Origin of the sequence: Commensalibacter sp. M0355 (assembly GCF_016101365.1) — a bacterium.
Taxonomy (GTDB): domain Bacteria; phylum Pseudomonadota; class Alphaproteobacteria; order Acetobacterales; family Acetobacteraceae; genus Commensalibacter; species Commensalibacter melissae.
Map to the genome: position 1 here is coordinate 592566 of NZ_JACFQQ010000001.1, position 14315 is coordinate 606880.

10 protein-coding genes are annotated in these 14315 nt (G+C 42.3%); all 10 read right to left on the reverse strand.

The window, feature by feature from the left end; genetic code table 11:
- Position 1: 1 nt before the first annotated feature.
- The 10 genes from rplC to rplA all read right to left on the reverse strand — a co-directional run bounded on the left by rplC (position 2) and on the right by rplA (position 14313).
- Positions 2 to 691, reverse strand: a complete 690-nt coding sequence (gene rplC, locus H3T44_RS02880; RefSeq protein ID WP_198195937.1) for a 50S ribosomal protein L3 — start codon at positions 689 to 691, stop codon at positions 2 to 4.
- A gap of 10 nt (positions 692 to 701) precedes the next feature.
- The gene (rpsJ, locus tag H3T44_RS02885; RefSeq protein ID WP_110438407.1) at positions 702 to 1010 is read right to left on the reverse strand and encodes a 30S ribosomal protein S10; all 309 of its coding nucleotides are present in this window, start codon (positions 1008 to 1010) and stop codon (positions 702 to 704) included.
- A gap of 96 nt (positions 1011 to 1106) precedes the next feature.
- A complete protein-coding gene (gene tuf / locus H3T44_RS02890) occupies positions 1107 to 2297 on the reverse strand; it encodes an elongation factor Tu (RefSeq protein WP_110438408.1) in 1191 nt (396 codons plus the stop codon).
- A gap of 68 nt (positions 2298 to 2365) precedes the next feature.
- Positions 2366 to 2842, reverse strand: coding sequence for a 30S ribosomal protein S7 (gene rpsG, locus H3T44_RS02895; RefSeq protein WP_122123905.1), 477 nt, complete (start codon positions 2840 to 2842; stop codon positions 2366 to 2368).
- Between the two features lie 15 nt (positions 2843 to 2857).
- Complete coding sequence (gene rpsL / locus H3T44_RS02900) at positions 2858 to 3229, reverse strand: 30S ribosomal protein S12 (protein WP_003621118.1); 372 nt, start codon at positions 3227 to 3229, stop codon at positions 2858 to 2860.
- Positions 3230 to 3598: 369 nt separating this feature from the next.
- Entirely contained in the window at positions 3599 to 7849 is a 4251-nt protein-coding gene (gene rpoC, locus H3T44_RS02905; protein WP_232342097.1) for a DNA-directed RNA polymerase subunit beta', read from the reverse strand.
- A gap of 82 nt (positions 7850 to 7931) precedes the next feature.
- Positions 7932 to 12104, reverse strand: a complete 4173-nt coding sequence (gene rpoB, locus H3T44_RS02910; protein WP_198195938.1) for a DNA-directed RNA polymerase subunit beta — start codon at positions 12102 to 12104, stop codon at positions 7932 to 7934.
- Positions 12105 to 12360: 256 nt separating this feature from the next.
- The gene (gene rplL / locus H3T44_RS02915) at positions 12361 to 12735 is read right to left on the reverse strand and encodes a 50S ribosomal protein L7/L12 (RefSeq protein WP_122123908.1); all 375 of its coding nucleotides are present in this window, start codon (positions 12733 to 12735) and stop codon (positions 12361 to 12363) included.
- A gap of 85 nt (positions 12736 to 12820) precedes the next feature.
- Positions 12821 to 13345 (reverse strand): 50S ribosomal protein L10, encoded by a 525-nt coding sequence (rplJ, locus tag H3T44_RS02920; RefSeq protein ID WP_110438413.1) that lies wholly within the window; start codon positions 13343 to 13345, stop codon positions 12821 to 12823.
- Positions 13346 to 13617: 272 nt separating this feature from the next.
- The gene (gene rplA, locus H3T44_RS02925) at positions 13618 to 14313 is read right to left on the reverse strand and encodes a 50S ribosomal protein L1 (RefSeq protein WP_198195939.1); all 696 of its coding nucleotides are present in this window, start codon (positions 14311 to 14313) and stop codon (positions 13618 to 13620) included.
- Positions 14314 to 14315: the final 2 nt, after the last annotated feature.

A 14315-nucleotide genomic window follows, 5' to 3' on the forward strand; every position in this document is an offset into this window, starting at 1 on the left:
TTCAACCTTCCTCAGCAACCATTGCCAATGCTGCCGGAAATGGTACATCAGCATGACGAGGCTTTTTGATCGCATCACGCAAGAGAACAAACCCGTTTTTCGCACCAGGCACTGCACCTTTAATCATGATCAAATTTTTCTCTACATCTACAGCAGCAACCTCAAGATTCTGCGTCGTTACACGCTCACTACCTAAATGGCCTGCCATCTTCTTATTTTTAAATGTTTTACCAGGGTCTTGCCTATTCCCTGTGGAACCATGCGAACGATGACTAATTGAAACACCATGAGTTGCTTCCAACCCCTTGAAATTCCAACGTTTCATTCCACCTGCAAATCCCTTACCTTTACTGGTCCCAGTTACGTCCACCTTTTGTCCTACAACAAAATGAGCGGCAGTCAATCTTGCCCCCGCCTCAACAACAGCGTCTTCCGTAACACGAAATTCTACAAGTTTTTGTTTTGGTTCAACTTTTACCCGTGCAAAATGACCACGATTAGGCTTGCTAACATTTTTTACCTTAGCTTTACCATACCCCAATTGAAGGGCTGTGTATCCATCACGTTCATTTGTACGAGCATCAACTACTTGTACTTCATCCAAGTACAATACAGTGACTGGCACATGAGTGCCGTCCTCTTTAAATAGTCGGGTCATTCCCAACTTTTTTGCGATCAATCCTGTACGCATCGTCTGGACCTTATAGCTTAATCTCGACATCAACGCCAGCGGCGAGGTCAAGTTTCATGAGAGCGTCCACGGTCTGCGGGTTGGGCTCAACAATATCTAACAAACGCCGGTGCGTTCTGATTTCGAACTGCTCACGACTCTTCTTATCAATATGGGGTGAGCGGTTAACTGTAAACCGCTCAATGTGCGTTGGCAACGGGATTGGTCCCCTTACCTGTGCCCCCGTACGCTTCGCTGTATTTACGATTTCACGAGTGCTATTATCCAACACACGATAATCGTAAGCTTTAAGGCGAATACGGATGTTTTGGCTTTCCATTTATTTCTGCCTACAAAAACGAATCCTTTTCGGATCCAAGAACAACAAGATTCCCAGCTGCAAAAACAGCTGGGAATCCAAACTAATTAGCCGAGACTATTCGGTAATTTTGGAAACTACACCAGCCCCAACAGTACGTCCACCTTCGCGAATAGCGAATCGCAGACCTTCATCCATGGCAATAGGAGCAATCAATTCAACATCCATCGCCGCATTATCACCAGGCATCACCATTTCCACACCTTCTGGAAGATGTACAACACCAGTTACGTCAGTTGTACGGAAATAGAATTGTGGACGGTAATTGGTGAAGAATGGAGTATGACGCCCACCTTCTTCTTTTGTAAGAATATAAGCTTCCGCCTTAAATTTGTTATGTGGCTTAATGGTTCCTGGTTTAGCCAGAACTTGACCACGTTCAACATCTTCACGTTTTGTTCCACGAAGAAGCGCACCGATATTGTCACCCGCTTCACCACGATCAAGCAACTTGCGGAACATTTCAACACCGGTAACTGTTGTTTTGGTTGTTGGATGAATACCAACAATTTCAACTTCTTCACCAACAGTGATTTCACCACGTTCCACACGTCCGGTGACAACCGTACCACGTCCAGAAATAGAGAAAACATCCTCTATTGGCATTAAGAATGGACGATCAATTGGACGTTCTGGCTGCGGGATATATTCATCAACAGCATTCATCAGGTCAAGAATACGGTTTTTACCCAATTCTGGATCACCATCTTCAAGAGCAACCAAAGCCGATCCTTTGATAATGGGAATATCATCTCCAGGAAATTCATACGAAGAAAGTAATTCACGAATTTCCATTTCAACAAGCTCAAGAAGTTCAGGGTCATCAACTTGATCACATTTATTCATGAATACAACCAATGCTGGAACACCAACCTGACGAGCCAAAAGAATATGTTCACGAGTCTGTGGCATAGGACCGTCAGCAGCTGAAACAACCAGGATAGCACCATCCATCTGTGCCGCACCTGTGATCATGTTTTTAACATAGTCAGCGTGACCAGGACAGTCAACATGAGCATAGTGACGTTTATCTGTTTCATACTCAACGTGTGCTGTTGAAATGGTAATACCACGGGCACGTTCTTCAGGCGCCTTATCGATCATGTCATAGGCAGTAAAATCCGCACCACCTTTTTCTGCCAAAACTTTTGTTATAGCAGCTGTTAATGTTGTTTTACCATGATCAACGTGACCAATAGTTCCAATGTTACAGTGCGGTTTATTCCGCTCAAATTTAGCCTTTGCCATTGTCTCTCTCCGTTAACTCGGTTTTTACCAAGAAATTCGGTTAAAATAAATTAAGTTCAAACTTATACTTACCAGCGATAATGACTGAATGCTTTATTTGCTTCAGCCATACGATGAGTATCCTCGCGCTTTTTAACAGCCGCTCCACGATTATTGATAGCGTCATGCAATTCGTTTGACAATCTTTCTTGCATAGTATTTTCGCCACGTTTGCGGGAAGCGTCAATTAACCAGCGAATTGCTAATGCCTGACGACGGTCAGCACGAACTTCTACAGGCACCTGGTACGTTGCACCACCTACACGGCGTGAACGAACTTCAACGGCTGGCTTAACATTATCCAAAGCTTCGTGAAACAGGTTTACAGGGTCCGCTGATTCACCGCCACGGGCACGTAGAGATTCCAATGCACCATAAACGATTTTTTCAGCAATAGATTTTTTACCATCATACATCAACGCATTCATGAAACGCGTGATGACCACATCACCAAACTTAGGATCGGGAAGTATCTCACGCTTTACTGCGCGGTGTCGGCGACTCATGCCTTTTAATTCCTCTTATTTTGGACGTTTAGCACCATACAAAGAACGACGTTGACGTCGCTTTGCAATTCCTTGTGTATCCAGAACACCACGTAAAATATGATAACGCACGCCTGGCAAATCCTTAACACGTCCACCACGTATTAAGACCACACTATGTTCTTGCAAGTTATGACCTTCACCAGGAATATAACTCACCACCTCATAACCGTTTGTCAGACGTACCTTTGCAACTTTACGCAATGCTGAGTTTGGCTTTTTAGGTGTTGTTGTATAAACACGAGTACATACCCCTCGTTTTTGCGGGCATCCCTGCAAAGCAGGAACCTTATTGCGCTTGGCAGCAGGTTCGCGGCCTTTAGCGATTAATTGGTTAATGGTCGGCATTCGCCTTTCCCGATCCTTACTATTTCTAGGTCAAGCAACGCAATATTGTTACTCGACGGTCATTACAACAATTAACATTTAATCAAATAAATGCCACTAAAGTTGGCATAAAAATAAAACCATATACCTTATAAACGATGTTTTATCTAATGTGCCATAAATTTATTCAACAGATAACGATGCTTTTTAACAAGACCCTTGTTAAATTGCAAGCTATTTTTAAAACAGCTTAAAATTGAACTAGGTATCCTTGTAAAAAAACATTTTATTTTTGCCAAAAGACAAAAATGACCCGTATTTTAACTTATCAAATGGGCATTTCTACCCATTTGATAAAACTGAAAACGAATAAAGTTATATACTTATACCTTATTCAGTGACCTGAGTCACGTCCTTTATTTTATTATTTTCTGATGTAACAGAAGAAAGTTCAACTTCCGCTTCATCATTCATCTTATTTACATCCAGAATTCGTTGTCTATCTCTTGAATAGGCCATGGCACGGAATCTGTTCATGACACTACCCGTTCCTGCAGGAACAAGACGTCCGACGATTACATTCTCCTTTAATCCCATCAAGGTATCAACCTTTCCCGCAGATGCTGCCTCTGTCAATACACGAGTTGTTTCCTGGAAGGAAGCCGCTGAAATAAAGGATTTGGTTTGTAACGCAGCTTTGGTGATACCCTGTAAAACTGGTGAACCCATTGCAGGACGCTCATTGGCGTTCATCCGTTTGATATTTTCTTGTTCAAATTCCAAGCGATCTACAGTTTCACCAATTAAATAAGTCGTATCACCTGGATCCGTCACCTCAATCTTCTGCAGCATTTGACGAACGATCACTTCAATATGTTTATCATTGATCTTCACGCCCTGAAGACGATAAACACTTTGAATTTCATCAATCAGATAATCTGATAAGGCTTCAATTCCAAGAACCTTTAAAATATCATGAGGAACACGAGGCCCATCAACAAGAGGATCGCCCTTACGGACAAAGTCACCTTCCTGTACAGAAATATGTTTTCCCTTAGGAATCAAATATTCTGTTTCTTCACCAGTATCCTCATTACGTACAACGATCCGACGTTTTGCCTTATAGTCTTTTCCGAATTCAACCACACCATCATTTTCAGCAATAATCGCATGATCTTTCGGACGACGTGCCTCGAAAAGTTCAGCCACCCGTGGAAGACCCCCGGTAATATCACGCGTCTTGGAACCTTCTCTTGGAATACGAGCCAAGACATCACCGGCATTAACCTGCGCCCCATTTTCCACAGAAAGCAGGGAATCTGGAGACAAGAAGTAACGTGCGTCGTTACCGTTCCCCAACTTCATGACTTCCCCATTTGAATCCTTTAACTGCAAGCGTGGTCTCAAATCACGAGATTTACTTGTTTGCTTATAGTCAACAACAACTTTTGAAGAAAGCCCCGTGACTTCATCCATCCGTTCAACCAGTGTAATACCTTCAATCAGATCCTGATACTCAATTGTACCTGATTTTTCAGTAATAATAGGTAGGGTATATGGATCCCATTCTGCCATTTTCTGATGACGCTTGACATTCGATCCATTTTTAGCAAGCAAACGTGCACCATAGGGAATACGATAATGAGCGCGTTCAATTCCATTATCATCCAACAGGATAATTTCACAGTTTCTGGACATGACAATGTCAAATCCCTGACTGTTTTGAACAACATTCAGATTTATAATCTTGACCTTGCCATCGCGGGAGGATTCAACCATAGATTGTTCTGCACCTTTTTGTGCTGCACCGCCAATATGAAATGTACGCATTGTCAACTGAGTCCCGGGCTCACCAATTGACTGAGCAGCAATAACACCGACAGCCTCTCCTATATTAACAGGAGTTCCGCGAGCAAGATCACGACCATAACAATGAGCGCATACGCCAACCTGACTGTCACAGGTTAGAACAGAACGAATCATCACACTTTCAACATTAGCCTTTTCGATCGCCTCAACCTCGGCCTCCTCCAGAAGCGTGTTACGAGGATAAAGAATTTTACCAGTTGCTGGATCCGTTACATCTGCTGCCAATGTACGTCCAAGAATACGTTCTGCTAGTGAAGAAATAACCTCACCACCATCCATTACCGCACGAACAACCAATCCGCGTTCTGTTCCACAATCTGGCTCAACAATAATGCAATCCTGAGCAACGTCAACCAGACGACGAGTAAGATATCCAGAGTTTGCGGTTTTCAGGGCCGTATCAGCCAATCCTTTACGTGCACCATGAGTCGATGTAAAATAATCAAGAACAGAAAGACCTTCCTTGAAATTGGCAATAATAGGTTGTTCAATAATTTCACCTGACGGTTTCGCCATCAGACCACGCATACCGGCCAACTGCTTCATCTGGGCTGGGGACCCACGAGCTCCAGAATGGCTCATCATCCAGACAGAATTGATGGGTTGGCCAGGCTCTACATGTGAAATCTTTTTCATCATCGCTGCCTGAACCTCATCCGTACAACGTGACCAGGCATCAACAACCTTGTTATAACGCTCTCCTGCTGTAATCAAACCGTCCTGATATTGCTGCTCAAACTCCTTAACCTCTTCGGTTGTCTTGGCGACCAGTTCCTTTTTCGCATCAGGAATGATCATATCATCCTTACCAAAGGAAATACCAGCTTTAGCAGCGTAAGAGAATCCTAGTCCCATCATACGATCCGCAAAAATCACACATTCCTTCTGACCACAATGACGATAGACAATATCGATAATATCTGAAATTGTCTTTTTCGTTAATTGTTGATTGATCAATGAAAAATTGATTGCTGGGTGTTTTGGAAGAATCTGTGAAATCAGCATTCTACCTGCGGTTGTCACTACCTTTTGATAAACTAGCTCACCATCCGCATTCTTTGTTTGAAAACGACAACGAATTTTATCGTGAAGCTTCAAGGTTCTGGATGACAATGCATGTTCAATCTCACCGATATTCGCAAAAAGAGGTGCACCCTTTTTAATAAGATGACCTTCAGAATCATATTCGGATTGATCTGGAGTTAATTTAAATTCAGGAATTTCCAGACTTAGATAATACAGCCCCAATACAATATCCTGAGATGGAACAATAATAGGCTTACCACTAGCAGGACTAAGAATATTATTTGTGGACATCATCAAAACACGTGCTTCGAGCTGCGCTTCCAAACTCAATGGCACATGAACCGCCATCTGATCACCGTCAAAATCTGCATTGAAGGCAGTACATACCAATGGATGCAACTGAATCGCTTTACCCTCAATCAAAACAGGCTCGAAAGCTTGAATACCCAAGCGGTGTAAAGTTGGTGCACGGTTAAGCATGACAGGATGTTCACGAATAACCTCTTCAATAATATCCCAAACTTCTGGACGTTCTTTCTCAACCATACGCTTAGCTGCCTTAATGGTCGTCGCATGCCCATATTTTTCAAGCTTGGAATATATAAATGGCTTGAACAATTCCAATGCCATTTTTTTAGGCAAACCGCATTGATGCAATTTCAATTCAGGACCAACCACAATCACTGAACGTCCAGAATAATCCACACGTTTACCAAGCAGGTTTTGACGGAAACGTCCCTGTTTTCCTTTAAGCATATCTGCCAAGGATTTTAATGGTCGTTTATTCGCCCCTGTAATTGCCCGTCCTCTACGTCCATTATCAAACAACGCATCAACAGATTCCTGCAACATACGTTTTTCATTACGAATGATAATATCCGGTGCACGCAATTCCATTAACCGTTTCAACCGATTATTACGGTTGATGACACGACGGTACAAATCATTGAGATCTGATGTGGCAAAACGGCCTCCGTCCAATGGGACAAGCGGTCTTAATTCAGGTGGAATAACTGGTACAACACTCATGATCATCCATTCAGGACGACAACCACTTTCTGCAAAAGCTTCCACAAGTTTTAAACGTTTTACAAGTTTCTTACGTTTGACTTCAGAGGTCGTTTCTTTTAATTCGGCGCGTAATTCGACTTTTTCAACATCACAATCGATATTGACCAGAATTTTCTTAATCGCTTCCGCACCAATCCCTATTTCAATACCTTCATGCCCATATTCTTCCATGGCATCAAGATATTGATCCTCAGTCAGCAGGCTAAATTGTTTTAATGGCGATGTCCCAGGTTCTAAAACAACATAATTTTCAAAATACAAAACCCTCTCAAGATCTTTCAAAGTCATATCGATCATTAATCCGATACGACTTGGGAGAGATTTCAAAAACCAAATATGTGCAACCGGGCTTGCAAGCTCAATATGCCCCATACGTTCACGACGCACTTTGGCAAGCGTAACTTCAACACCGCATTTTTCACATACTATGCCACGGAATTTCATCCGTTTATATTTACCACAAAGACATTCATAATCCTTGATCGGACCGAAAATGCGCGCACAAAACAATCCATCCCGTTCTGGTTTAAAAGTACGATAATTGATTGTCTCTGGCTTTTTCACTTCACCATAAGACCAAGACCGTATCTGTTCAGACGAGGCCAATTGAATTTTAATCTGATCAAACGTCATTGCTTGGCCAGTCTGACCAAGAATTTTCATAAGTTCATTCATTCGCCAAAAACCTTTTGGGGGGTTGAGGTATTCATAAACTGAATACCTCATTGATAATATTTAAAAAACCTAACAATCTACTTTATTCAGCACTTTGTTCAAGTTCAACATTTAAGCCAAGGGATTTTAATTCCTTCACTAGCACATTAAAGCTTTCAGGTATACCAGCCTCAAAATCGTCCTGATCTTTAACGATCGCTTCATAAACCTTAGTACGGCCTGAAACGTCATCTGATTTAACCGTAAGCATTTCCTGCAAGGTATAGGCAGCCCCATAAGCCTCCAAGGCCCATACCTCCATTTCCCCGAAACGCTGGCCACCAAATTGGGCTTTACCACCCAATGGTTGTTGCGTCACCAATGAGTAAGGACCAATAGAACGCGCATGGATTTTATCATCAACCAGGTGATGCAACTTAAGCATGTAAATATAACCAACCGTCACTTGGCGCTCAAAAGGATCTCCCGTACGTCCATCAATCAATGTACTTTGCGCCGAAGGATTAAGCCCCGCCTCTTTCAACATGTTTTCGATATCAGGAATGCTTGCTCCATCAAACACTGGAGTCATAATCGAGACACCCTTACGAAGATCATTACAGAAATTAAGCAGTTCAACCTCTGAAAGATTGGCTATTTTTTCATTAAACGTTTTTTCGCCATAAATCAATCTAAGGCGATCCAAAAGTTCCTGTTTCTTTTCACCAGTCTTCATATACTGATCAACAACTTGGCTGACTTGTCTACCCAGATTTGAACAGGCCCATCCCAAATGGGTTTCAAGGATCTGACCGACATTCATACGGGAAGGCACACCCAACGGATTCAACACGATATCAACAGAGGTTCCATCCTCAAGAAATGGCATGTCCTCAACTGGCACAACACGGGAAACAACACCCTTATTTCCATGACGACCGGCCATTTTATCCCCAGGCTGTAATTTTCTTTTAACGGCAATGAAAACCTTAACCATTTTCATAACACCAGGAGGAAGCTCGTCACCACGCTGGATCTTATCAACCTTGTTGTTGAAACGCGCCTGAATATTGGAAACCTCACGATCAAAGTCACGTTTAATCTGTTCAATATTAGCCATTACATCATCATCGGCAACAATGATATGACGCCATGTTCCACGGGGATGTTCGGCCAACACTTCTTCCGTTAAATCCGTTCCTGATCTAATTCCTTTGAATCCTGCCCCAGCTTTCTGATTGAGAAGATTCTCTTTCAACCTGTTATAGAACGCACGTTCTTGAATGGCTAACTCATCATCACGATCCTTGCTTAACCGTTCAATTTCAGCACGTTCAATAGCCATTGCACGTTCATCTTTATCAATACCACGACGAGAGAAAACACGAACGTCAACAACGGTCCCACTTGTTCCAGGCGGTAATTTCAATGATGTATCACGAACATCAGAAGCCTTTTCACCAAAAATAGAACGTAAAAGCTTTTCTTCAGGTGTCATCGGGCTTTCGCCCTTGGGGGTGATTTTACCCACCAAGATATCACCGGGATTTACTTCAGCACCAATATACACAATACCAGCTTCATCCAGATTACGCAGCGCTTCCTCCCCGACATTGGGGATATCCCGAGTTATTTCTTCTTGACCCAATTTTGTGTCACGTGCCATCACCTCAAATTCTTCAATATGAATAGAAGTAAACACATCATCCCGCGCAATACGTTCTGAAATCAGTATTGAATCTTCGAAATTGTAACCGTTCCATGGCATGAAGGCAACAAGAACGTTACGACCAAGCGCCAATTCACCAAGCTCTGTTGAAGGGCCATCAGCGATAATATCGCCAGCCTTAATATGATCACCAACATAAACCAATGGACGCTGATTGATACAAGTTGACTGGTTAGAACGCGTGTATTTCCGTAAACGGTAAATATCAACACCTTGCGTTGCACCATTTTCATCTGTTGCACGGACAACAATACGAGCTCCATCAATCTGATCGATAATACCACCACGACGAGCCACAATCGTTGCTCCAGAATCTCTTGCAACTGCAGCTTCCATTCCTGTTCCAACTAATGGCGCATCTGACCGAATTAATGGAACGGCTTGACGCTGCATGTTTGATCCCATCAAGGCACGGTTTGCATCATCGTTTTCAAGGAACGGAATCAGGGCGGCGGCAACAGAAACCAATTGCTTTGGTGAAACATCACAAGCAGTAACCTCTTCTGGTTTTACCAGTTGGAAATCGCCATTTTGTCTTACAGAAACAAGATCTCCTGTCAAATGTCCATGACTGTCCTGTTTGGCATCTGCCTGTGCGACGATAAGCTTTTCCTCTTCCATGGCGGAAAGATATTTCCACCCATCTTGCAACTGACCATCCTTGACCAAACGATAAGGTGTCTCAATAAACCCGTATTTGTTTACTTTTGCATACGTTGCCAAAGAATTGATCAAACCAATATTTGGACCTTCGGGCGTTTCAATCGGACAAATACGTCCATAATGTGTCGGATGAACGTCACGAACTTCAAATCCGGCACGTTCACGGGTCAGCCCGCCCGGTCCCAAAGCGGATAAACGACGTTTATGTGTAACTTCTGACAATGGGTTTGTTTGATCCATAAATTGCGATAACTGTGATGAACCAAAAAATTCACGAACGGCGGCAACAGCCGGTTTTGCATTAATAAGGTCATGCGGCATGACTGTATCAATATCAACAGAGCTCATTCTTTCACGAATGGCACGTTCCATTCTTAACAAACCAAGACGATATTGATTTTCCATCAATTCACCCACAGAACGTACACGACGATTTCCAAGATTATCGATATCATCGACACTTCCTTGTCCATCTTTTAATTCGCACATGATTTTGATCGTCCGCAAAATATCAATTTTACGAAGTGTACGAATAGTGTCATCCCCTTCCACACCAAGACGCATATTCATTTTTACACGTCCAACAGCAGAAAGATCATAACGATCAGCATCAAAGAATAACCCGTGGAACAACGCCTCTGCTGTTTCAGCCGTTGGAGGTTCACCAGGACGCATGACACGATAAATATCAACCAGCGCATCATCTCTGGACGTATTTTTATCAACAATCAATGTATTTCTAATCCAGGGACCGACATTATTGTCAATCGCCAGCGTCGGTATTTCTTTTAAACCAAGCTCTTCCAGCGTATCCAGTATAGCTTCGGTAATCTCTACACCAGCCTCGGCATAAATTTCACCGGTTTCTTCATTGACCAGATCATGAGCAAAATAACGTCCAAGCAAATCTTCCCGTTTAACAAGCACGTTTTTCGTTTTTTCAGCAATCTTGCGAATAAGCCTTGCAGTCAACTTGACATTTTCTTCAGCTACAATCTCACCAGTATCCGCATCAACCAAAGGGGACAGTAATTTTAAATTGCGAAAAGCATCCTGCTCAAAGGTGCGAGACCAACCATCAGCAACTTTTTTGAAAACTACTGTATTATAAAAATATGAAAGGATTTCATCATCATCCATTCCATGAACAAGAATGGAATCCACATCCCCACCCTCTTTAATTTTCGCCTCTCGCAAAGCAATCGAATTTTCACCCTCAAGAGCATACAAAAAGGTTGTGACAGGAATTTTTCTCTTTCGATCTATTCGGACGTAAATTAAATCTTTACTATCAAATTCAAAATCTAGCCAGGAACCACGATAAGGAATTATTCTTGCCGTAAACAAAAATTTGCCTGATGAATGGGTTTTCCCACCATCATGGTCAAAAAACACCCCTGGACTGCGATGCATTTGAGATACGATTACACGTTCAGTACCGTTAATAATAAAGGTACCATTTTCTGTCATCAAAGGCATATCGCCCATATAGACAGGTTGTTCCTTAATATCACGAATAGAACGAGACCCCGTATCTTCGTCAATATCCCAAACGATCAAACGAAGAACGACTTTTAATGGTGCCGCGTAAGTCAATCCCCGCTGAAGACATTCCTCAACATCATATTTAGGTTCTTCAAATTCATAATTTACAAATTCAAGACGACCATTACCTGCAAAATCGCTGATTGGAAAAATAGATCGAAAAACCTCTTCCAAACCAGTTAATGAACGATTTTCCGGCTTTACATCTCGTTGTAGAAAAGCCTCATAACTTGCCCGTTGCACATCAATTAAATTTGGCATCGGAGCAATTTCAGGAATCCGTCCAAAATTTTTACGAATGCGCTTGCGCCCAGTGAACGATTTGCTTACCGCGTTCATCGTGTATTGTGCCCTATCGCCTGCTTCCGGATAAATTTGTCACACAAACCATCTGGATAATTATAAACTCATGATCCCAATAAGGGATCACACTCTCATTAATCCCTAATATATAAAGGGAATACTATTTTACAATCGTTAAATATATTTCCTTTTAACGACCAAGCAGGCGGAAACCCCTACTCACGAGCTCCGCCTTACCTTATTTTAAAGTCTAACAGCAGAAAGAAAATTTTCTACCGTTTGCTTCATAGCCTTATTTAATTTCGACTGAAGCGCCTTGTTCTTCAAGGGTCTTTTTAATTTTTTCAGCTTCATCCTTACTTACGCCTTCTTTAAGCGTTTTAGGAGCCCCCTCAACCAAATCCTTAGCTTCTTTCAAACCCAGACCTGTGATGGTGCGCACTTCTTTAATAACATTGATCTTCTTATCACCAGATTTAGCAAGAATTACATCGAATTCAGTTTTTTCTTCAGCTGGAGCAGCACCACCAGCAGCTGGAGCAGCAGCAACAGCAACAGGAGCAGCAGCAGAAACACCCCATTTTTCTTCCAACATTTTAGAAAGCTCAGCAGCTTCTAATACGGTTAAAGCAGATAATTCATCAACAAGTTTAGCTAGATCAGCCATTTACATTCTTCCTATTCATATACTAATAAGTGATTTGAGATAAGTCCACTAATTATTCAGTAACTTTTTAAAGACTTAAATTTTATTAAGCTGCTTGCACATCACCTTTGTCCGCATAAGCACCAAAAACCCGTGCCAATTGACCAGCAGGAGCTTGTAATACACCAGCAATACGTGTGGCAGGTGTAGAAATAAGCCCAACCAGTTGTGCACGAAGCGCATCCAAGGATGGAAGCTCTGCAAGGGCCTTGACCTGATTCAAATCAAGTAATTGGCCACTTAACGCTCCACCAAGCACAACAAGTTTTTCATTGGTTTTGGCGAACTCGACGGCTACTTTCGCAACAGCAACTGGATCCTCTGCCCAAGCAAGAGCTGTAGGCCCAGTTAGCATTGGCGTAATGCCTTCGAATGGGGTACCTTTTGCGGCGAGGGTGACCAAGCGGTTTTTCCCAACTTTATAAGTTGCCCCAGCAGCACGCATACGACGACGCAAATCCGTAACATCAGCAACCGTTAATCCCGCATTGCGCGTAACAACGACCATTGAAGTGTTTGCGAAAACAGATGCCATGGAAGCAACAAAAGCTTGTTTTTCCGTGCGGTCCAAATCCCGTCTCCATTTTGATCAGTTAAATTTATAACTGTTCAGGTTACCATTTAGATCAATAAAATGAATTTTATTGATCCGGTTCGCCTGTCCTTAACGGAATCACTAGCATATAAATAATTTTTCAATCTATAATACCAGCCCCGTCTTCCATGCGCGGTTCTAAACCTTTAAAATTTTAAATTACGTACGGTCTTGGACAGGTTTGAGACATTTTAAAATGTCTCGACAATACTATCCCCTTATCAAAAAGGGATAATAAAACTTTTTTATTAACCAGCGTTAACGCTAGCAATATCCACTTCAATGCCAGGACCCATTGTTGAAGAAAGATAAATCTTTTTCATATAGGTACCTTTAACCCCTGTTGGGCGTGCTTTTTGCACAGTATCAACAAAAGTTCGAATATTTTCAAGAAGATTTTCAGCACTAAATGATGCCTTACCCACACCAGCATGAATGACACCGCCCTTTTCGGCACGGTATTCAACCTGACCTGATTTTGCAGCTGTTACAGCAGACTTAACATCCATTGTAACCGTTCCCAATTTGGGATTAGGCATCAAACCACGTGGACCAAGAATTTTGCCAAGACGCCCAACCAGCGCCATCATGTCAGGGGTTGCGATACAACGGTCAAAATCAACCTGACCCGCCTGCACTTTTTCCGCAAGATCTTCATCACCAACAATATCTGCGCCAGCCGCTTTAGCCTCTTCGGCTCTTTCACCCCGTGCAAAAACAGCAACACGCAAAGTTTTTCCTGTTCCATGTGGCAGTGACATTAAGCCTCGAACCATCTGATCCGCATAACGAGGATCAACACCTAGATTAATGGCAATTTCAACTGTTTCGTCAAATTTAGCCTTCGCATTATCACGAATCAATGCAACAGCATCTTTCAATGCGTAAAGCTTATTTCTTTCAATTGAAGCATAAGCTGCAGCAATACGTTTATTCTTTGCCATCT